General features: G+C 61.1%; 18 protein-coding genes. 6 read left to right on the top strand and 12 right to left on the bottom strand.

Annotation, left to right across the window (positions count from 1 at the left end; genetic code table 11):
- Positions 1-4: 4 nt before the first annotated feature.
- The 9 genes from VMF11_06560 to VMF11_06520 all read right to left on the bottom strand — a co-directional run bounded on the left by VMF11_06560 (position 5) and on the right by VMF11_06520 (position 8,998).
- Positions 5-190: a hypothetical protein gene (locus VMF11_06560; protein ID HTU69967.1), complete on the bottom strand. Its 186-nt coding sequence runs from the start codon at positions 188-190 to the stop codon at positions 5-7.
- Between the two features lie 19 nt (positions 191-209).
- Complete coding sequence (locus VMF11_06555) at positions 210-605, bottom strand: helix-turn-helix transcriptional regulator (protein ID HTU69966.1); 396 nt, start codon at positions 603-605, stop codon at positions 210-212.
- A 12-nt stretch (positions 606-617) separates the two neighbouring features.
- Positions 618-1,007: a hypothetical protein gene (locus tag VMF11_06550; GenBank protein ID HTU69965.1), complete on the bottom strand. Its 390-nt coding sequence runs from the start codon at positions 1,005-1,007 to the stop codon at positions 618-620.
- 278 nt (positions 1,008-1,285) lie between these two features.
- On the bottom strand, positions 1,286-1,759 hold the full coding sequence (locus tag VMF11_06545; GenBank protein HTU69964.1) for a hypothetical protein: 474 nt from the start codon (positions 1,757-1,759) through the stop codon (positions 1,286-1,288).
- Positions 1,759-2,502: a hypothetical protein gene (locus VMF11_06540; GenBank protein HTU69963.1), complete on the bottom strand. Its 744-nt coding sequence runs from the start codon at positions 2,500-2,502 to the stop codon at positions 1,759-1,761. Before VMF11_06540 ends, VMF11_06545 begins: the two co-directional genes overlap by 1 nt.
- On the bottom strand, positions 2,499-3,482 hold the full coding sequence (locus tag VMF11_06535; protein HTU69962.1) for a hypothetical protein: 984 nt from the start codon (positions 3,480-3,482) through the stop codon (positions 2,499-2,501). The genes VMF11_06540 and VMF11_06535 overlap by 4 nt, the downstream gene beginning before the upstream one ends.
- Positions 3,460-4,494: a DNA topoisomerase gene (locus tag VMF11_06530; protein HTU69961.1), complete on the bottom strand. Its 1,035-nt coding sequence runs from the start codon at positions 4,492-4,494 to the stop codon at positions 3,460-3,462. The genes VMF11_06535 and VMF11_06530 overlap by 23 nt, the downstream gene beginning before the upstream one ends.
- Positions 4,494-8,015 (bottom strand): AAA domain-containing protein, encoded by a 3,522-nt coding sequence (locus tag VMF11_06525; GenBank protein ID HTU69960.1) that lies wholly within the window; start codon positions 8,013-8,015, stop codon positions 4,494-4,496. The genes VMF11_06530 and VMF11_06525 overlap by 1 nt, the downstream gene beginning before the upstream one ends.
- Positions 8,016-8,617: 602 nt before the next feature.
- Positions 8,618-8,998: a DUF1330 domain-containing protein gene (locus VMF11_06520; protein HTU69959.1), complete on the bottom strand. Its 381-nt coding sequence runs from the start codon at positions 8,996-8,998 to the stop codon at positions 8,618-8,620.
- 60 nt (positions 8,999-9,058) lie between these two features.
- Between VMF11_06520 and VMF11_06515 the strand changes: the two genes are divergently transcribed.
- Together VMF11_06515 and VMF11_06510 are read left to right on the top strand one after the other, a co-directional pair.
- Positions 9,059-9,829 (top strand): class II aldolase/adducin family protein, encoded by a 771-nt coding sequence (locus VMF11_06515; protein ID HTU69958.1) that lies wholly within the window; start codon positions 9,059-9,061, stop codon positions 9,827-9,829.
- A 69-nt stretch (positions 9,830-9,898) separates the two neighbouring features.
- Positions 9,899-11,734, top strand: coding sequence for a S53 family serine peptidase (locus tag VMF11_06510; GenBank protein ID HTU69957.1), 1,836 nt, complete (start codon positions 9,899-9,901; stop codon positions 11,732-11,734).
- Here VMF11_06510 and VMF11_06505 read toward each other — a convergent pair.
- Positions 11,731-13,584 carry a hypothetical protein gene (locus VMF11_06505; protein ID HTU69956.1) on the bottom strand — a complete coding sequence of 618 codons (1,854 nt, stop codon included), beginning with the start codon at positions 13,582-13,584 and terminating at the stop codon, positions 11,731-11,733. The two genes, VMF11_06510 and VMF11_06505, sit on opposite strands and share 4 nt — an antisense overlap.
- Positions 13,585-13,698: 114 nt before the next feature.
- Between VMF11_06505 and VMF11_06500 the strand changes: the two genes are divergently transcribed.
- From VMF11_06500 to VMF11_06490, 3 genes are all read left to right on the top strand, one after another.
- Complete coding sequence (locus VMF11_06500) at positions 13,699-15,678, top strand: EAL domain-containing protein (GenBank protein ID HTU69955.1); 1,980 nt, start codon at positions 13,699-13,701, stop codon at positions 15,676-15,678.
- Positions 15,614-16,513 carry a 3-hydroxybutyrate dehydrogenase gene (locus VMF11_06495; protein ID HTU69954.1) on the top strand — a complete coding sequence of 300 codons (900 nt, stop codon included), beginning with the start codon at positions 15,614-15,616 and terminating at the stop codon, positions 16,511-16,513. The genes VMF11_06500 and VMF11_06495 overlap by 65 nt, the downstream gene beginning before the upstream one ends.
- A gap of 129 nt (positions 16,514-16,642) precedes the next feature.
- Positions 16,643-17,719, top strand: a complete 1,077-nt coding sequence (locus tag VMF11_06490; GenBank protein HTU69953.1) for a hypothetical protein — start codon at positions 16,643-16,645, stop codon at positions 17,717-17,719.
- A gap of 60 nt (positions 17,720-17,779) precedes the next feature.
- On the opposite strand, the gene VMF11_06485 is transcribed toward VMF11_06490, so the two are convergent.
- A complete protein-coding gene (locus VMF11_06485) occupies positions 17,780-18,409 on the bottom strand; it encodes a response regulator transcription factor (GenBank protein ID HTU69952.1) in 630 nt (209 codons plus the stop codon).
- Positions 18,394-19,464 carry a histidine kinase gene (locus VMF11_06480; protein HTU69951.1) on the bottom strand — a complete coding sequence of 357 codons (1,071 nt, stop codon included), beginning with the start codon at positions 19,462-19,464 and terminating at the stop codon, positions 18,394-18,396. The genes VMF11_06485 and VMF11_06480 overlap by 16 nt, the downstream gene beginning before the upstream one ends.
- A gap of 172 nt (positions 19,465-19,636) precedes the next feature.
- Here VMF11_06480 and VMF11_06475 point away from each other — a divergent pair, with 172 nt between their 5' ends.
- Positions 19,637-20,818, top strand: coding sequence for a substrate-binding domain-containing protein (locus tag VMF11_06475; GenBank protein HTU69950.1), 1,182 nt, complete (start codon positions 19,637-19,639; stop codon positions 20,816-20,818).
- The last annotated feature ends 6 nt before the right edge of the window (positions 20,819-20,824 follow it).

Raw genomic sequence — 20,824 nt, 5'->3', positions numbered from 1 at the left:
TTGGTCACGGCATTCGCTTCAAGCCCATTTGGTTCATGGATTTGGTCACGAATGTAACGAGTGGCTTGAAGTCGCGTTCTTCTTCAAGACGATAGCGTTCGACATTGTCGGCGATCTTGACGAGGCCGCGCTCTTCAAGAATATCCAGTAATGCCCGGTGGCGCACGCGAGAACGTGCGAGTTCGTTCACGATGGACGCTATTAAACGTTCATGGGGAATTTCGACGCCAGCGGGCGTCGGCGGAATCGACGCCGGCTTCCGGACCGGTCGGGCCGACCACACTGACGTTAACCTCGCCAGCGTTGCATGGATCAATGATGAATGACAGCTCGATCCGGGCCCCCGCTCCTTTTGCTAGGCGCTGCAGCGTTCGCCAAGCAACGCCTTTGTTCTGGGCATTTTCGAGCTCCGAAACGAGGGTGACGGGCAGGCCGCCAGCTTTCGCTAAATCGGCTTGCCGCAACCCGCCTCTTGCACGCAGTTGGATCAAAGCGGACGCCAACTCCGGCAGTCCCGCGGTTTCCTCGGCATGGCGTGCTAGCTCTGGATACTCCTTTGCGAGTTGATCGGTCAGACTGTCTCCGCGCCACGACTGAGTTTTCATGCTTACTTTCACCTATGAACGTTGTCTCTTGTAAAGCCCCAAGTTTCGTATCGCTTGATTTGTATCATCCGGATCAATTTTGTTCGTCTTCTTCACTTTCACGAGAAGGACGACGCACTCGATGCCGGTGGGGTAGTAGGCCACGAACAATCGGACCCAATGGTCTTTGGGTTTCTTGATGGCGGGAATCTTTTCGACCCGAACTTCCCATACGCCGTCGCGCAGCAGCGACAGGCATCCATGCGCTTTGAGATCGACCTGCGGGGTGAGTTCGAGCACCCGCAGGGCGTCAAAGACCGCAGTGGCCACGCCGGGTAGACGCTTGGCATCCTTGCCAAGGAACTGCCGGATGACATCTTGCTTGCCTCCCGCCGAGAAGGGCGTCACCCGAATGCTCGCCACTTCGCTTTTTCCCGAAGTTACTCTACACTAACGCGAAACGGCGAAGTTGTAAAGAAGGCACGGTTCACTCGCTCACCGGAGCTACAAGCCATGGGCGCGCTACTTTCGGGAGACCAGGCAGGCCGCCTCTGAGGGGGACCCGATGGAAAGCGGAACCGGTCGGTCGGCTGCCCGCCAGGAAGGCCCGGTAGCGAGAGGACGAGCAATGGGGTCGCCTGGGCCATGACATCGGCGGTGGTCGCCGGACCCCAATAGCCGGTCCATCATGCCATGCAGCATCAGGTGTAAATGCTGACCACATCAAGTTGGACGCGCGTCGCATAATCGAGTGCGCGCCAGAGGTCGGATGCCCATCCTTGTTCGTCAGGTCCCGACAAATCGAATGAATCGAGTTGGCGCACTCCAACCGACGCTGCCTCTGACAACGTCAGCCAGCCAATCCAGGGAAAATCACCCGTTTCAATGCCAATCAGTGGCCTACGCAGCAGCGAAGAACCTGCAATTCGTTCGATAGTAGCTCGGAACTCTTGTCCCGACCAGCTTGCGTGTTCCAGTGAGACAAGGCGGCGACCTCGCGTGCGAATGAGGTCGATTAGCAAATCTACAGCCGCATCGCTAAAGGTACCCTCGCGAATATCTCCCTGACCACGATCCCAGATGGCGCGTTCGACCTCTTCGGGCTTAACGCTGCCGCGCGCAATCGTCTCAAGCGTTTCAAGCCGGAGTGCATATAACTCTAAGGTGTAGCCCACTATTCCACCTTCGCCACGTAGGGAGTCCTAAGCGGCACTCGCAAGCCACGACTCCGACCGTAAATTACGAGCGCCGTCAGTGGTAGGTCGAGCAAGGAGTCAGACACATAACGCTCCTCTACGTCGCGCGCTCTACGATCGAAGCTCCGTGCCCGAAACGCTACGCTCGCCTCTAATTCGTCGGGGCTTCTCGAAGCTACAGCCAGCGTCACTCGCCAAAGGCTCTCTAATTCGTCAGCATGGTCGAGATCGAGCTTGTCCAGCTCGATGAGGCGCTCGAAGTCAACCCGTTCCGATACAGCGAGGCTCTCGTTCGCCGAAAATGCGCGCTGCCAGCCTCGCGCCAACTCCTCCGCGGCCCGTGACTCTATTGCGCCAGACTCACGAAAGACGCCCAGGTCCAGCGCACACAGCGCTTCAACCAGAACATTGGACGCTGCCAGTAACGCGATCCCGAACCAGCTAAAAAAACTGTGCGGCGTCATTGTAGACGCCCGGGCGAGAACTCGCGATGCATAGGCTGCAGCCCGGCCAGCCGGCGGCACAGCGGCCCGACCCGCAGCGTGTTCAAATGCCGTGATTCTGCGCCACTCACGCGCCGCAAGCGCAGCTAGGGCATCGGGGGCAGCTCGCGGACCAAGGTAGTCGGGTGACATTCGCTCGTCAATGTCGATCACGACTTCTGCGGCGTTCGCACGCAGCAGTTCGACGAAGCTCCTATCGAGTTCAAACGGATAGCTCATAAGGCTAGGGTAATCCGCGAATCGAACACTTTAGTGGGGTCTTCGCTTCCGGTCGCGTACGTAGTTCGCACACCGACGTACCGCACGTCGTACCCATCCTTGTAAGCCTTGATTAGGTCCTGGGCCTCAGCGCGTCTCCTCGAATCTGGCGAGCTCTCCATGCGCGACAGAATATGACCGAAGTACGCTTGGGTTCCCTGACGAAGACCAGCGGCGTATCCAAGGTGTGACCCTCCGCCCTTCGCTTCGAGCACTTGTACCGAACGGATCTCATGGTCAAAGTAAAACCCATTGAACGTATTGCGACCCGTGAACGAGACTAGGGACTGTGCATCGAGAGGCTTCCCGATCATCCAGCCGATGTAACATGAACCGCCTTCCATGCCCAAATCTTCGACGAGTCCACGAAAGCCTGATGATGTTCGACCTAACGGCGCCCTGGCGAGGACCTCGTCGAGCGCATTCCTTGCCGCGGATGCGGGCATCGCGTATGCGAAGTGGCTCCTCGACGTGTCGAACAGATGCTGCTCAGCCCAAGATTTTCGACTCGCGAGCGCCTGATGACTGTATGCAGCAAGGCGCGCGCGGCGCAGCGCTTCGATAATTGCGCCGGCAAGCCTCGGGTTTTTCATCACCTCCGGAGACGCAAGGAGCGCCTCCAGTTGAGAAATCAATAGAACAGCCGCGGCCAGGTCGTACTGAATAGCCGCATACGAGATGGCCGCGAGATTCTCGTCGGTAAGTATCCGAAGGTCTGCGTAGTCCCGCAGCAGGTCAGGATTCAGTCCCAGTGCCTCGGCCGTGCGACGGACGTCCTCATCCAGTTCCGTTCCGTCTGTTCTCGGATAGGTTACCGAACCGCCATCGTCGCCACCGCCTGCAACCCGCGACGCCCCTTCCTGTGCGGCCGAGGAGCCTTCTGATGCAGGCCTTTCTTCCGGCTCCTTCGCCTGATCTTCATCCACCGCCGAGGTGCTCACGGATTTGCTCGACTACTGGCCTGATGAGGTCGGCGGGCCAGGCGGAGCGATCAAGCGGATAATCAACAAACCATCGCGCCCGTACGTCAAACTCGAGGAGTTCGCTCAATTCTTCAGCCGAGCGCGCCCCCAGCGCAGCGCCAATATGCATCAGGGCGAATACTCCATACACCGACACTCGCTTAGCGATGTTAAGCGCTATTTCGTCGATCATCTCGCGCCGATCGACCGCGAGTGCCTCAAAGCGACTTAGCTCTAGCCGTAGCGGATGGTCCCTCGGAATCAAATACTCTGCAACACGTTCCGCGTCGATAACATTGGGCGCATAGTTGAATGACTCGGCATCGATCTGCGCAACATAGTAGTCCTTACTGTTTAGCCTCGCCCAGAGGTCGCGCAGAAGAGTGTCCGCTAAACGGCGCGACTCGTTGACGGATTCAGCAGCTGCGATCGCGTCGAGGCTCCGCTCGACAAGGGCTGTGAATGACACGTCAGTGACTAGCGGCATGCTGCGGCGAAGGGCTTCAAACATCTCACGTCCGCCGCCTGTCAGCGTCACGTTGCTGCCCGAAAGATCGATATAGCCCTTCTCGACCAACCGTTGGATAGTGGAAGCATATGTTGACGGTCGCCCTATCTGGAGGAGGGCCATGGCCTCCAGGAGGTCGGCCAGTGGCATGCCTACGTCGTCCGACAATTCCGTCGCCAAAACGGAGACCTCATCCAACTCAGCTAGACTGTCGCTTTCGGCGTATTTCTCCCTTGCGAACTCGTCGTACTCCAGCCACCCGAATTCGATGATTTTCCTGCCGACGGTACGGACAAGCCAATCGCCTTGCTTCCAAGAAGTAACGTTCTCCACGACGAGCGGCTTCGCCGATAGAGCTCTCAGTGAACAGCGCCGGACGATATCGTAGACGCGAACTACGTTCTCCTCTGCGCCACGATACATTTTGCGAATATCTTCCGCCGCCACACGCAGATCCGTTGGAGTTAGTTGCGCGTGGGCCACTAGAGTGGCAGCTCCGTCTGCGGATCGGCAGGGTGCGACGCATTTACGACAATCTCACGTGGCCCCTCGAATAGTTCTTGAAGGGCCGCCATAGTAGCGGTCGGCGAGAGCCCTAATTCAGACGACGCTCGCCGCAATACCTCAACCGTTGTCGAAGCGGGGGCGCTTGGCAGCCGCAGCTCACGACATTCCACGGCTACACGCCCGAATCGCGTACCCTCGAGAGGGGGTGACACGCCTGCCGGAAGTATGAGTTCCGCCAACGTCGTGCGATCGGCGGAGTCTGGATCGCCAAGAGTCAGACGATATCTCTGCCCGCGAATCCGCCTAGCTTGCTCCCGGCCCATTAACAGCGCAAGCGCCGCGGCTTGAACTCGCCCAGAAGATCCACGAACGTCCTCATCATTCTGCAAAACCGTCGGGATAAGATGCCCAATCAGGTAATCCAGTATTTCGCGCGTACGCGCCGCGACTGCCGACTGCCGATCCAGCTCAGCCGGCCGGCCAAACGCACGTGATACCGCCGCACGATTTACCGCTTCCAGATGAACACGCTGCACCGTGACATGACTCGTATCGTCACCCGCCAATGCTTCGACAATCGCTTGCGCGATGTGATCGCCCTCGCGGTCGGCGTCCGTAGCCAATATTAGGCGATCTATCTCAGGAAGCTCTCTTCGCACTCGATCAAGCAATCGCGTCCCTTCGGCGAGCTCTTCGTATTCGGGTGCAAACCCGCGATCGACGTCAACGCCGCGCCTTCCAGTCTTAAGCTTCCGAATGTGGCCACCTGAGTGCAGCACAAGATAGTCGACGCCGAGATAACGCTGAATTTTTCGGGTTTTGTTCGTCGACTCGACCACAACGACGTTACGCGGGAACAGACGCTTACCGCGAGCCAGCACATGCCTTCCCAATAGTGACGTTCCGCGAGTTCCGTCGCCGTCACCGGGAGCCTCGAAAAACGTCTGGCTCTCACCAAAGAGCACAAACGTATCTTTCGCTCGCGATACCGCGACGTTCAGCAGGCGTCGATCCTTATCATAATAGGGCCGCGACTTCGCATTGTCAGACGTTCCAGAAAAGATGATGATCGGCCGCTCTGCGCCCTGCAACTTGTGAACTGTCCCGATCGTCATCCGTTCAACCATCGCGGCATCGCTAGCTCGGCGGTCCTCGGTGGCCGCGGCTGCGGAGAAAGCAGCCTCAATCGCGTGCCGCAATTTCCATTCCTGCGGCTCGTACGGGGTGATAATCCCAACAATATCCGCCAGATCGCCATCGCGATTTGTGCGCTTAGCCCAAGCCTCGATATTCCCACGTTCGCGAACGAGCCACGACGCGATCGCTTCAGCCTCTCGGTCATTTACCCAGCTGCCAGAAGATTGGTAACCGCCCTCGTCAGACCTTACAAAGAGCAAGTGCTTGCCGTACAGCGGCTTCGAATCATTGCGACGAATACAGCGCAGATCACCGCCGTATACATTTCTGTTGCAGAAGTCGATGATGTCAGGGACGCATCGGTAGTGACGTCGCAGTGTAAGACCGGGACCACTCTCCTCCTTAAATGCACTCGCTGCCTGCGCAAGACGCATCACGTTTCCTTGTGACGCCTTCAGCGGCTGCACGGAACTCCCCGCTGAGTCGAGTCCCGCGGAACGAAGAAGCATGTCATCTTCCGACTCGAGAAGCTTTAGCACGGGCTCGAGCTGCTCTACGTCGCCAACCACAAGCGCCTTGCGCGCAAGTCCAAAAAGACCGGCTATTAGCGGCGGATTCGCCTGACCGGCCTCATCTACAATCAGAAGGTCCGCGTAGCCAAAACGCGGGTGATTTACTTTTTCTTGCTTATCGTAGTCGAATAGCAGCTTGGGAAGAGTGTGGCATGTCGCAACGACAACGGGCGCGACCATCGCGTAGTACCGAACGGTATCAGGTCGTGTGTCTCCTCGTTCTCCAACAATGAACCGCCCTTCCCAATACCTTGCGCCGATCGCGAACAACCGCCGTCGGTACGCCGTGTCAACGAAGCACTCGTACGCCTCCCAGAACCCCGCATCGCGATCATTGATCGCGGCAACAAGAGTCGTCAGCGTCGCTCGGCCATCAACGGAGCCCGCAGTTGCACACTCCTTGGCAGCGGCGTTGATTCCGTTAACGAGCGCGGACTTATGTAGATCAGATGGGTTCCTATCGAATGCCACCGCCTCTTCATAGAGCCGTCGCTCATTCGCCCATAATTCCCGAATTTTCTCAAGAAGAGCTCGGAGGATGGTCTTCCTGATATATTCTTTTTTATGCACACCAATCGGCGTTAATGTGGCTGCAGCGTATGCCTTCACGTACTGAGACACGAGTGCCTGATCGCTACCATCGACACCACTGCCCGCCTTGTCCGCATACAGCCTCGGGAAACCTTTCTCCAGCGTCAGCTGCATGAACCGCGGATATTTGCTAGCAGACGTTTTCGATGCAAAGAACCACCCATAGGACGGTGCGATTTCTTCACCGTTCACGCCGAGTAACCAACGTTTCTCGAATGGGTCGTTGCCACGAGCAGTATCCCCTAGACCAGCGATGATATTTGTGACGGCCTGGTTTGTCGCGGCAGTTGCAATGATAAGCGGCGGCTCTGGAAAGTCTTTCTGTAGTAGTGGCGCTATCCATACGCTCGCGATGACACCCTTGAGCATACTGGTCTTTCCTGTGCCGGGTGGTCCGTTTACCGCAACAATCGAGGGCGTCGTCGACGATAGCAGGCTTCGCACGGCGCGCCTTTGATCCGGGTCGAGCCCATAGCGCGGGTCGACGTGAGCACAATGGAAGGCCTCGTTGCCATGCGCAACATCTCGAAGGTCCGCATCCGATGGAACCAGCGAACTTGACCTTGGAGTGATGAGGGCGTCGTAGAGGGCGGTCTCGTCACCGTTCAAATCTTCAAGATCGTCATACAGACGCAGCAAGTTAGCGATCTTCGCATCGCCCTCTTCGGGTTCGGCGTAGATGCGAGTGGTCGGCCCTTTACCATCCAACAGAACGCCGTTGCGGCACGCCGCGCGATAGTAGTCACGCGCATACTGAAGAAGCGCAGGCCAGCCGTCCTCGGGCGAAGGGCAGGGACGTTCCTCGAGAAATCTTTTTGCTGCTGCACGCGACGCAAGCGCGAGCCTCTTCTTAGCGCTGTCATCATAAAACTCATCCGCAATGATCGGCGCCGCGCCTTCGACGGGAGATATCCGTCCGTCTCGACTGAGAGATGCAGCCCAAGATAGGAGTATATGATTCGAGTCTTTCTCCTTCGTCCTTGAATTGTGAAAGAATCCCAGCGCGACGACAACACGGATATGATCGTCGCCGTCCTTGAATCCGAGTTTTTTCCACTCCGCAGCCTTAAGCGAAACGACGCCTCGGTCCCAATCGGGACCAAGAGCCACGGCAATGAATTTCCCGTCCTCAATGAGATCTTCGGCGCTTAACGCTCGCAGCACGGTCCTCCAATATGGAATGACCGCGCTGCGCAAGGGTCTCGGCTTCTTCTCGACGACCTCTTCGTCGTCTAACGGCTCGTCCAGGTCACCCCGCCTGTCACAGCATGTTTCCAGGCTGGTTCAAAGCGACGAGCGACTGTCCTGTCTCGTCGAATTTTGGGATTTATGGCCCATGTCACAATGGGAGACGCTTCGCACTTCCGCGCCGACAATGCGTTGGTACCAAGCCCTTAGACCTAGTTCCAGCGCAACAACCACGCTATGGGTTCAGCGCCGCGCGGACGCCAGTTACCAATGCCGAGGCGCCCGAATCCCGGCTCCGAGGCCTGCCGGCATAGAGCCAAACCTGGCCCGAGGCGAGGTGGTGGTCGCCCCGAGGCGAGGGCGATATCCGGGGCCGGCTCGGTCGGGCGCGATCGGCCGACTATCCGGCAAAAGGCTCCCGTTGACCGCTGCGCCGCAAGGCTAACGATCTGAGACCAAATGTCGGATCTAGTCACGGTTGGGTCACGGATTAGGTCATGATAAGTCTTGGTAAGTCCCGGCAGTTCGAGTTTTCGTGCGTAAAGCGCGTTAGCGAAGACTTGGACAGCGTGGCGTTTGTGATTTTCAAGACCGCTGCATTGAACCGCGCATCACGAAGCAGTGTCCACGGTGAGCGGGAAGATGCGCGTGCGCTGCAATGCGTTGCGCCGGTGGACGAGCGAGTCGCGATAGTAGTCGAACGAGAGCATGCGCAGAAACGCCGCGCGGCTGGGGTAGCGCACGATGAGCACTTCGTCCCAGCGTTCGTCGGGCGGTCCGATAAAGGGCTCCGACGCCCGCCCGAACAGCACGACCGAACCGCCGACTTCTTTCAGCGCCCGTTGCGCAACCGCCATATAGGCGCGGTAATGCTCCCGGCCGCCTTCGCGGTATGCGAGAAGGTTCAGCATCATCACCGGTCCGTCGTCCGGGCTCGCGGCGAGCGCCCGCAGCTGATCGCCGGTCGGCTCGACGATGTCGTCTACTTCCATACGCGCTGGGATTGCGCGCGCATCCGCCGAACCCTATAACTCCCGGAAAGGACGGCACACATGAGCGTAGCGGCGGCATCCAGCGTTCGCGATCGGGTTTCAGCCGAGGAGTGGGATCAACGCGTCGCACTCGCGGCGGCCTACCGTCTGGTCGCGTATTTTCATTGGGACGATCTCGTCTTCACGCACCTCTCGGCTCGTGTGCCGGGCCCCCACCATCATTTCCTGATCAACCCCTACGGCATGCTCTTCGATGAGATCACCGCATCCAGCCTGGTCAAAGTCGACCTCGACGGCAACAAGGTCATGGAGTCGCCGTACGAGATCAATCCGGCCGGATTCACGATTCATAGCGCGATCCACGCCGCCCGCGACGACGCCAAATGCATCATGCACGTGCATAGCCTCAACGGCATCGCGGTCTCGGCGCAGGAGCACGGCGTACTTCCGATCTCGCAGCAGTCGATCTTCGTGCTCTCCTCGCTCGCCTATCATGACTACGAAGGCGTGGCCCTGCGCGACGACGAGAAACCGCGTCTCGTACGCGATCTCGGCGATAAGAACTTTCTGATGCTGCGCAACCACGGCTTGCTCACCGTGGCCGAGAGCATCCCCGAAGCCTTCCTCTCGCTGTACACCTTCGAGAACACGTGCACGATCCAGGTTCGTGCGCAGAGCTGCGGCGATAAGCTGGTTTCGATCGACCCGCGCATCATCGCGACCGCGCAGGCGCAGGCCAAGCAGGTAACCCGCGGCGCGGGCGGCGGCGCGCTGGCCTGGCCGGGACTGATCCGCAAGCTGGACCGCATCGACGCCTCGTACGCGGAGTAAACTCCCAAGCAGGACCCAACCGGCGCCAACGTAAGTCCCACCGCCTACCCGTCAGACGGAGTAAGAGCAATGGCAATACGTGCACCCTTCGGGTTGGCTGCCGCTGCGTTCTTCGCGCTCTCCGCGTGCGGCGGAGGCGGCAACTCCTCGAGTCCCGTTCCCATGACGAACCTTCCGCAAACGAATCTCGCGACCGGCGCGGCCGCCTCGCAGTCGTTTGCCTATCCCTCCGGTGCGCCGGCGGACGTGCGCGTCTACGTGCATCTTCCGCTGCGCAACAGTGCCGAACTCGATCAGCTCATCGCTGACCAAAGCACACAGGGTTCGCCGCTCTATCATCATTTCTTGACGCCGGCGCAATTCCGGGCATCGTACGGGCCGGCGCTTAGCGACCTGCAAACGGTCGCAACGGCGCTGAACGCGCAAGGCTTCAAGACGACGATCACCTCACAGGGAGTCGTTGCGGATGCGCCGCAGGCTATCGTCGAACGTACCTTCGGTGTCACTTTGGCGCAACGCAGCGCGGCCCTCACGCGCGGTGCCGCGCCGGTGCAACTGCTGCAATCGAACAAAGCGCCGACGATACCGGCCCCGCTGGCAAAGGTCGACGCGACGGTCGCGGCGTTCGCGCCGCTGCCGGCGCTCAAGCCGGACTTTATGTTCGCCGGAACGACGGCGGCGTTTCCGGACAACCGTTACAGCAACGTCGGGCCGTATTGGTTCGACGATCTCAAACAAGCCTACGCCTATCCCTCGTACGCCGACGCGAGCGGCCGCGGCGAGACGATCGCGATTCTCGCGGCCAGCGATTTTCTCGACAGCGACGTCGCACTCTACTTCGGTCACGAGAATCTCACCCCGCCGACGGTGATTCGCCGGCCGGTCGACGGCGGGAGCCCGCCGTTCAACATCGACAGCGGCTACTCGGATGAAGTCTCGCTCGACGTTCAGCAATCGGGCGGGTCGGCACCCGGCGCCAAGATCATCGTCTACGAAGCCCCGGACGCGTCGATCGCGCCCTCCTTCCTCGACATGTACACCGCGATCGACGAAGACAATCTGGCCGACGTGGTGAGCACGTCGTTCGGCTTGTGCGAACTCTATTTCACCGCAGCCTACAACGACGGCGAAGATTTCACGTACCTCTTTCAAGACTTCCACGATCTCTATCGTCAAGGCAACGCCCAAGGGATCACGTTCATGAATTCCTCCGGCGATTTCGGCGCGATGGAATGTACCGACCCGACGGGAACGATCGCGACGCTCGGCATCAACTGGCCGGCGAACGATCCTGACGTCACCGCGGTGGGCGGCACCAATCTGGTTACCACCTACACGAGCACGTTGCGTTCGGCGTACGTGGCTGAGAACGCCGACCACGACACATTCGCAGCCGACTCGGGCGAACCGGCCGGCGAGATCTGGGGATCGGGCGGCGGCGTCAGCATCTACTGGCCGAAACCACCGTATCAGGACTTGGTCAACACCGGTTCGCGGATGCGCACCAACCCCGACGTGGCGATGCACATGGGCGGATGTCCGGTGGGATCGGTGACGCCATGCGGCCCGGATCGCAGCTCCGACGTCACCGCCCTGGGCGGTCAGTTCTATCTGCTGATCGGCACCAGCGCCTCGTCACCGGAGTTTGCGGGCTTGCAAGCCGTTCAAGATCAAATCACACACAGCCGCGCCGGCAACGCGAATTACCTGCTCTACGCGCTGGCCGCGCTCGGCACGGTCGGGAACGGTCCGGTCTTCCACAACGACATCCCCGGTAACAACGGATATCCGTCGAAACGCGGCTACAACTACGTGGTCGGAAACGGAACGCCGTACGGTGCGCAATACGCGCTCGATCCGCTTGCGCCGCTAGCCGGAAATCCCCAGACGCCGAGCAATCCCTAGGGAGTCGGCGTCGATGTAGGCGAGGGAGCCGGCGTTGGAGCGTATTCGACGTCGGCTTCCACCGCCGCCGTCCGTTTGTCGGGCGGGGCGAGCGTAAACGAAATCGCCATCGTTTCGTGTTCCCATGCCGCGTTGTAGCCGGCCGGCGTTTGCGCCGTGAACGACCACGATCCGTCGGAATCCGGCGTACCCGATCCGAATCGAATGCCGGTTCGTTCGAGCATCACGCTCGCGATGTACTTCAAGCCCGTTCCCTTGAGCACGAGCACGCCTTTGGGAAGATACGCGATCGCGCTGGTGATCGACGGCATCGCGGGCAGGATCGTAAATGCGACCGGCGTGGACTCGATATTCCCGAGCTCTCGCACGATCGCGCTTCCGCTCGCTCCGCCGGCTTGCGACGCATCCAGCGATGCCGTCACCGTATCTTTTGCGCGCTCGAGTTTCGTGAGCGCGATCGTATCACCCAATTCGTCCGTCACCTCGACGGTTTGCACGCAGCTTCCCATTCCTGCCCCCGCGTCGTCGAACGTCAACCGCGCCGATTTGGCTCCGGCGACCAGCGAGGTTCCCGCCTTCTGCAGCGCCCATTTCACCGGATGCGGCTCGATGATATCGATCGCCGGTGACTGCACGCTCTCGAAACCCCAATTGCTGACGATACTCGCCGTGCCGCCCGACTTCAGTTCCGAAAACTGCTGCGCACTCAGATCGGCACGATACCCGCGAACCACGTCATACGTGGCCGGAACCGCGAAGCTCGCTCCGCCGGCTTTGAACCTGACCTCGTGGCTTCGGAAATAGATCGGAAGCGCGCTAAACGGGATGGTCAGATCGAGTGCGCGATCCGCCAGGCACACCGGGAGCGCCGGAGCGGGGCCATAAACCGGCGGCTTCGGACTGGTCGCCCGTGAGCCGATCGTGAAATACACGATCGTGGACGGTTTCGCCGCGCTGGGATCGTACTGGAGCTGTTCGCTGACGTAGACGTCGGTCGTCTTGGCGCCGGGCTTGACGACGCCGGGTTCGAAACTATAATGCGCGGAAACACGGCGCTTGGCCAAGAGCTGATAGAGCGTGCCGATCAGCATTCCGTAAGTCGCCGTGTTGACGGATAGACCGCTGCCGACCGCCGCCACGACGGCGGGCTTGGGTGAACTCTCGTAGCCCGCCGCCACCGCTTGCGCCGCGCATGCGTACTGCGTGCTTTGCGCAACCGTCGAGTTGAAACACGCCTCGCCGCCCAGATTCGAGCCGAAAAGCGATTGCGAGGCCGCCGCGACGCGCGCGCGCCCGTCGGCGAGTTCACCGGGTTGAATCGACGCGAGCGAACCGAGGAACGATCGCAGCGTCGATGCCTTGACCTGCACGCTCGCCGAAAGCCTGGCCGTGCGCAGCAACAACGCGCGGTTGCTCAGTTCGGCGATCGCTGCGCGCGCATCCGGGATGCCGTGACCGTACCGGCTTCCGCTCTCGGGCACGAGAAAGATCAGCGGGGTTGCATCGGCGGGCACGACCGTCTTCCACACCGTACCCGCTTTCGCGCGGCTCAGGTCCGCATCCGGAATCGAGAAGACCGGCGGGTGTTCGAGATAGTTCTCGTACATGTCGGCGACGATCAGATGCCAGCGCGGCATGCGGCTGAACTGCACGCCCTTGGAAAACGAAATCTCGATGCCGTCGCCGGACTTGAGAAACGGCACCTGCGTTGCCGGCAATCTCGTTCCGTCACGATCGACCGCGAGATCGATGCTGGCGCCCAAGATGTCGAACGCGGAGGTTTTCGCCGCTGGTTGCGCGGCCCCGAGGAGCAGGGTACACGTGAGAAGTCCCGCCGTAAATCGCCACATCGACACACGTTTCTTACGCGAAACGGCGTGAACGGTCCCGCGAGGTGGGAGAGAGCTTGCCCGCCGCCTAATGACGTAGGTTAACGAGGCTTAGGCCTATTTTGGGGGGTTGGTGTGGACGCCTCATCGACGGCGGATTTCTCGCATGCATACGATGCGGAAGCGAGGGCGGCGCTGCGGCGGCTCGAGGAGCCGATCGTCGGCCTGGCCTCACCGCTGACCGAACAATTCTACGAAACGCTGCAACGCTCGAGCTCGATCGGCGAGATCATCGCGCGCTTGACACCGGAGGAGTTCGCCGCACTCAAAGCACGCCAAGCGGAATACTTGGTCATGCTCGTCAGTCCGCAGCTCACCTTCGCGACGCATCAGGTCCAAGCACGGCGCGCGGGCCGCACGCATGCGCTCGTCGGGGCGGACATCCAGTGGCTGGTCGAAGCACTGGTGACGTTCCAACGCGGCATCGAACGCTACCTGGCGGACCTTCCGCCGCAGGTGCGCGAGCCGGTCCAGCGCGCCGTTTCATCGCGCGTCTTGGTCGATTTGCACGAACAAGTCGCCGGCTACCACCAGGTGAGCCGCGACGTCACCGAAACCATGAGCCGCGTCGATCAGCATGTCGTTGCGGCGGCGAATCTCTCCGATCTCGTGCACGCGCTGCTCGCCACCCTTGCCGGCTTACCCGGTGAAATCTCGGGGTACTTTGCGCGCGCCGACAACGAAGGCCGCCTGCATATCGAAGCGACGTTCGGCGTCGCGCATCGCTATCTCGAAGCGATGAGCGAAGGGCGCATTCCGCAGATCACGACCGACGCGAACGATCCCGCCGGCCAAGGGCCGAGCGGACGCGCGTGGCGCAGCGGTCACATCATCGTATCGCCCGCCTGGAAGCTGGAACCCGATCGCGCGCCGTGGCTTCCGGTGGGCTCAGAACTCGGGTTTCGATCGAGCGTCGCGATTCCGTTGGTCGACGAAGCCGGGCGCACGATCGCGCTGCTCGGCCTGTACAGTGCCTTCCCGGGCTGTTTCTCCACCGATCGCATGATGCGTTTCGTCGCCCATCTGCGACAAGTGCTCAGCCACGCGGTCGCGCAGCGCATCAACGCACCCGTCGTATCAATGAGCGATCGCCACGAATTTCGCCGGCTGATCGACAAGCATCGCGTGATTGTGCGTTACCAGCCGATCGTGAATCTCCATGACGGATCGCTCGCGAAGATCGAGGCGCTCGCGCGCTTGCAAACGAGCGAAATCGAGCCGCTTCTCCCGTCGAGCTTTCTCCCGGCGCTCGGCGACGCGGAATTGCTTGCGCTCTTCGAACAGGTCGTGGGCCTTGCGTGCCGCGACTGGCACGAGCTCGAGCACGAGGGCTTGACGACGCGAATCGCGATCAACATTCCGGCCGAAGCTCTCGGCGATACGCGGTACCTCAACGTGCTTTTCGGCGCGATCGCGGAGCATCGAATCGAACCCAATCGGCTCGCGCTCGAGGTGCTAGAGACGCAGGCAGGCGCCGGCGATGCGGCGCGCCATCGCACGTTCATCGCCCGTCTGCGCGAAGCCGGCATCTCGATCGAACAAGACGATCTTGGCGCCGGACACAGTTCGCTGGTTCGGCTCGATCAATATCCCTTCGATGCGGTGAAAGTCGATCAGGAACTCGTGCGCGGCGCGCTGCGCAATCCGCAGCGCGCGCTTGAATTCATCCTCTACCTCACCCGCCTCGCCCACGCGCTCGAAACGCCGGTAACCGTCGAAGGGCTCGAGAACCACGGCATCTTGGAAGCCGCCGCAGTTCTGGGCGCGGATTGCGGACAGGGTCACGCGATTGCCGAGCCGATGACGACGGCCGAGCTGCTGCTCTGGAGCAAACGCTACGTCTACCCGGTTCACCCGCATGCCCCGCGCACGGCGCTCGGGGCAATGGCAGGCTATCTTCTCTGGGATGTCGAGCGCGCAAATCGCCTCGCCCAACATTTCATCGATCACAACGAATTGCACGACAGCGAACTCGATTTGCTGCGCCGGCATGAAACCTCGACCGCGCCGCAGATCATCCGGACGCTGCGCGACTACTGGCTCGAACGCAACTAATACCCCCGAAAAGGTGTATCCGCCCGAGCGGATCGCCTGCCAAACTCAGGCTGTGAGGTTAAACGGAAAAGTCGCCCTGGTGACGGGCGCCGCCAGCGGGATCGGGTTCGAGATCGCGCGCGCCATGGCACGCGAAGGGGCGGTCGTCGCGATCGCCGACATCTCGGCCGAGGGCGCGCAGCGCGCCGCATCGGCGCTGGAGCGCGGCGGGGCGCGCGCGATCGCGATCGAGATGGATGTGGTAGACGAAGCGCAGGTGACCGCCGGCGTAAAGCGCACGGTGGCGGCAGGCGGCGGTCTCGACATCCTGGTCAGCAACGCGGGAATCCAACACATCGCGCCCATTCACGAGTTGGCGTTCGCGGACTGGCGCCGGGTGGTTTCGGTCCATCTCGACGGCGGATTTCTGGTGACCCGCGCTGCGCTCCAACATATGTACGCGCACCACAAGGGCGGTTCCATCATCTACATGGGTTCGGTGCATTCGCTCGAAGCCTCGCCGCTGAAGGCACCCTACGTTGCGGCCAAGCACGGACTGCTCGGTCTATCACGCACCGTCGCGAAGGAGGGCGCGCGGTTCGGCATCCGCTCGAACGTGATCTGCCCGGGCTTCGTACGCACGCCGCTGGTCGAACGGCAGATCCCCGAGCAGGCCGAGGCCCTGGGCATCTCCGAGGCGGACGTCATACGCACGGTGATGCTCAAGGAGACGGTCGACGGTGAATTCACCACCACCGCCGATGTGGCCGAGACGGCGGTATTCTTGGCCGCATTTCCCACCAATGCGCTGACCGGCCAGTCGATCGTCGTGAGCCACGGCTGGCATATGCAATAATCCTCCCTTAATACACCCTTTGGGGTGTATGAGGGAAAATTATTAAGATGCGATAATTACGTTAGTCGGAAGGGGTCAGAAGCTTACGCGCTTGGCCGCCTTTCGCCAATTTTGCTTTGGAGGCAGCTCATGCGTCGAACATTGACTATCATCGCCGCCGCCGTACTGTTCGCATCCCTCATCGGGTTCACCATCGCGACCGCCTCGGCCGCGGACAATCGCTGGGAAATCGACATCGCGCCGGCTTATTTCCTTAATGGAACCGGCGATGCGAATGCGGCACCGCCGCCCGGATACATCCCGATCTACAACAATCCCAACCCGCAGATCACCAACAATTGGCGCGTCGACTACGGTGTGACGTACCATATGAACAAGAAGTGGACGCTGGCGTACACCCACTCCAACTTGGACTTCTCGATCGGCCGCGTTCTGAGCCTCGGGAACTACGCCTATGGCAAGTGCAGCCCGGCAACCTTCACGTGCCTTTCGCTGATCAGCGGCGACATCGACGACCGTACCGACCAGGGCACGCTGACCTATGCCGCGGGCCACGGGCTCTCGGTCGATGGATACTATTCGAGCCACGAACGCACCAACGTCCAGGCGTTGTGCCTCAACCAGATGAACTGTCCGGGTCCAACGGGCACCGAACTTTCGAATCCTTCGAGCATCAACTCGAACGACTGGGGCGTCGGCGTGGCTTACGAGTTCGGCCCGCACACGATGTTCGAACCGCCGATGTTCAAGGCCACCTTCGACGTCGATTACTATCCGCGCCCGAACAATCCGGTCCCATGCCCCGGGAGCGCGGGCAATCCGGGCGTCACGGTGGGCGGCGTCACCACCTACACCCCCGGGTACCAGCCGGCTTGCAACAGCGGCGGCATCAATGGCTACGTCGGCAGCCAGACGGTCTATCCGTACGGGCTGACGATGTTCCCGTTCGCCGACACCCACATGGTGCCGGGCTTCATTCCGTTCATCGGGTACTCGAGCGCCCCCGTGATCTTCCACGCCGAGAACACGCCCGAGGTCTACAACATCACCGTCTTCGGGCTGGTGAAGGTGCTTCCGCACGGTCTCACGCTCAGCTACACGTATCTCAAACTGCAAGGCAGATACTCGGCCGACACGGTTCCGCCGCCGGACGTGATTCGCTTTGCGGTCAGCGAACTGAAACTGAACTACGCACTCCACTTCTAATATAAACAAGCGATAACCAAAAGAGAAGAAGCTCTCGGCACCGCCGGGAGCTTCTTCTCTTTAAAGTAGACCAGCCTCTCTCGCGCGCGATATGGCTTCAACGCGGTTTCGCGCGTCGAGCTTTTGCATCAAGTTGCGCAGATAGGCCTTGACCGTGTTGGGGCTCAGGCTCATCGCCTCGGCGATTTCGTGATTCGTCTCGCCGATCGCGACGCGGCGCAGCACGTCGTACTCCCGGCGGCCGACCATCGTGTGCGCGCGCGCGGGAACCGTGGTTGGGGCGCCGCCCTCTTCTCCGTCCATCGCCCCGGTAATCACCGCCGCCAGGTCCGTACGCGCCGCATCCTTGGCCACGATTCCGCACGCGCCGGCGCTCAGCGCTGCACAGACCGCCGGATGATTTGGATAGGCGGTGAAGATCACGATCCGCGCCTCGGGAACGCTGCGCCGCAGCATGCCGATCAACTCCGGAGCCAGCATGTCGGGCAGACGCAAATCGAGCAGGATGACATCGGGCGCGGCGGAAGCGGCCAGCTCTACCGCACTCTTGCCGTTCGGCGCGTAGCCGACGAGTTCGATACGCCGTGTCGAGGCGGCGAGCAACGCGACGCCGTCGCGAACGACCGGATGGTCGTCGATGACCAGCAGCCGAATCGGCCTCGCGCCCACCGTCTTCAACTGCGCACCCATACGCGGAAGGTCGTACCGCCCTCGGGATTTTCGCTCACGTGCAGCGTCCCGCCGATTCCCGCCAGCGCGTGCTCGATCGCATCCAGACCGAATCCGTGATCGCGCTCGTCAGCGCGAACCGCTTCGCCGCTCGCGCCGATACCGTCATCGGTGATTGCCATCGTCACGCCGTTGCCCAAGCTGCCCAACGTGACCACCACGCTGCTCGCGCGCGCGTGCTTCTCGATGTTCAGCAAGCCTTCTTTGGCGGCGGCAATCAGAATGCGAACCGCGGCATCGCTCAGGGAGGGGAGAACGTCGAGCATGACCAGATTTGCCTTGATCGACGAGCGGACTTCGAAATGATGAATCGCCGCCTGCAATACGGAACCGAGCGCAAGCTGATCGGTCGGTGTCGCGAGCGCGCGAAGCGAATCGCGCAGCATCGTCGCAGCTTCCTTGGCTTGGCTCTCGATCGCGCCGAGACGCGCGCGCAAGTCGCCGTCGCTGACCGTCTCGTTCACGCTGCGCACGCCCGCGGTGATCGCAAAGAGCATTGCGCCGACGGTGTCGTGAAGATCGAGCGCCATGCGCTGCCGTTCTTCCTGAATGGCGGCGGCGGAGCGCCGCTGCGCCTGTTCGGCGACGTTGAGCGCCTGCGCAGTTCGCTCGGCCACGGTCTCGATCATCTTCGCCGCGCCGTCGCCGAAGGTGGTCCCGTCGCGCGAACCTCCCATCAGCACGCCTTCGAACGTCCCATCGTACCGGATCGGCGTTCCGATGATGCCGTGCATGCGCTCCTCGACGATCTTCTCGTCGTAATGGTGGGTGATCGCGCGGGAACCCAGGTACTCGTCGACGCAGAGCGTGCGGCCGAGCGCAAAAACCTTCCCGCCCAGCCCGCGTCCGCGCTTGAGCTGCATCTCCGCAATGCGCGAGAGCATGTGGGCTCCGTAACGAATCACGACGGTTTCGTCATCGTCTCGCTCGGCAAACCAAGCGCAATTGAACCCACACTCTGCGGTCAGGATGCGCGTGGCTTCGATCAGGATGGCCCGGCGATCGAGAACGGACACCAGTCGAGCAACTTCGCGTTCCAAATGAGCGAGTTCGTCCGCCGCCAGGCGGATGCGGGAATGTATCCCGTGCGGGGCTCGTTGCATTGAAGCTTTTCATCGCCTTCGCCCGCACAAAAGTATGTCCTTTTGGGTGTAAACAGCGCATGCCTGATTTGCGATACTCGAAACCATGAATACTCACCGCATCGTGCGAGGCGCGGGCTGTTGCGCGTTCGCGCTGTCGCTTGTCTACACCGGCGGTTTCGCGGCAGCGGCCTCGCCGGTCAATGTCGGAATCATCAACTCGACGACCGGGCTACTCGGCGTGTACGGACAAGAATACGACGACGGCTTCAAAGCCGGCCTCGCTTACGCTACGCATGGCACCGGAGCGGTCAACGGGCACCAAATCGTCGTCTCTTATAACGACGACGCGGGCGACGGCGCCAAAGCCGTCGCGACGGCCAAAGACCTGATCGGCCAAGGAACCAAGATCATCGCCGGTACGGTCTGGTCGGGCATCGCGCTGCAGATGGCGCCGCTTGCGCAAGAAAACAACATTCTCTATATCTCCGGCCCGGCCGCGGTCGACGGTGTCAGCGGCGCGAACCGGAACACGTTCCGCTCGGGGCGCCAAACGTATCAGGACGTGCTCTCGGTGGGCACCGTGCTTGGCACGAATCTGCGCGGCAAGTCCGTGCTCGTGCTGGCGCAAGATTCGGCCTTCGGGCAAGCCAACGTCGCGGCCGCTCGCGCGGTTCTGGGCGCGGAAGGCGCGACCGTGAACGGACTGCTCGTTCCGCTCTCGGCCAACGACTTCTCGCCGTTCGCGCAAAAAGTGATCGACGCGAAGCCCGACCTGCTCTTCGTGGCATGGGCCGGCGTCACCGGCGGCGCACTCTTCAAATCGCTCGAAGACAGCGGTGCTGCCGACCATACGAAAATCGTGACCGGCCTTCCGCAGATCGCGACCTATCCGTATTTCGGCAGTGAAGCCTCGAAGATATTTTTCATCTCGCTCTACGTCTATCAGTGCTGCCACAATCCCGCCAACGACTTCATGATCGACTATTTGAAGAAGCAAGGGAAGGTTCCCGATCTCTTCGACGCCGATGGTTTCGTCGCGGCGGAAATGATCGTGCATGCGGTGCAAGCCAGCGGCGATCAGGACGTGAGCAAGATGATCTCCTCGCTCGAAGGCTGGAAGTTCATGGCACCCAAAGGGGAGGAACAGATCCGCAGCGCCGATCACGCGATGCTGCAGCCGATGTTCATCGTGAAGCTGGTTGGAACCGGAATGAAGGCTCATCCGGTCATGCTGCGCACGCTCACACCGCAAACGGTCGCGCCGCCGGTTCATCCGTTCCACTAGCGGGGA

It is taken from the genome of Candidatus Baltobacteraceae bacterium, from assembly GCA_035502855.1.
Taxonomy (GTDB): Bacteria; Vulcanimicrobiota; Vulcanimicrobiia; order Vulcanimicrobiales; family Vulcanimicrobiaceae; genus Aquilonibacter.
This window is presented reverse-complemented; position numbering and strand designations above follow the sequence as displayed.

Excerpts from the sequence above, each read along its gene's own strand:
- VMF11_06555 (HTU69966.1), bottom strand. The coding sequence starts at position 605 with ATGAAAACTCAGTCGTGGCGCGGAGACAGTCTGACCGATCAACTCGCA.
- VMF11_06540 (HTU69963.1), bottom strand. The coding sequence starts at position 2,502 with ATGAGCTATCCGTTTGAACTCGATAGGAGCTTCGTCGAACTGCTGCGT.
- VMF11_06520 (HTU69959.1), bottom strand. The coding sequence starts at position 8,998 with ATGGAAGTAGACGACATCGTCGAGCCGACCGGCGATCAGCTGCGGGCG.
- VMF11_06515 (HTU69958.1), top strand. The coding sequence starts at position 9,059 with ATGAGCGTAGCGGCGGCATCCAGCGTTCGCGATCGGGTTTCAGCCGAG.
- VMF11_06510 (HTU69957.1), top strand. The coding sequence starts at position 9,899 with ATGGCAATACGTGCACCCTTCGGGTTGGCTGCCGCTGCGTTCTTCGCG.
- VMF11_06505 (HTU69956.1), bottom strand. The coding sequence starts at position 13,584 with ATGTGGCGATTTACGGCGGGACTTCTCACGTGTACCCTGCTCCTCGGG.
- VMF11_06495 (HTU69954.1), top strand. The coding sequence starts at position 15,614 with ATGAAACCTCGACCGCGCCGCAGATCATCCGGACGCTGCGCGACTACT.
- VMF11_06490 (HTU69953.1), top strand. The coding sequence starts at position 16,643 with ATGCGTCGAACATTGACTATCATCGCCGCCGCCGTACTGTTCGCATCC.
- VMF11_06485 (HTU69952.1), bottom strand. The coding sequence starts at position 18,409 with ATGGGTGCGCAGTTGAAGACGGTGGGCGCGAGGCCGATTCGGCTGCTG.
- VMF11_06475 (HTU69950.1), top strand. The coding sequence starts at position 19,637 with ATGAATACTCACCGCATCGTGCGAGGCGCGGGCTGTTGCGCGTTCGCG.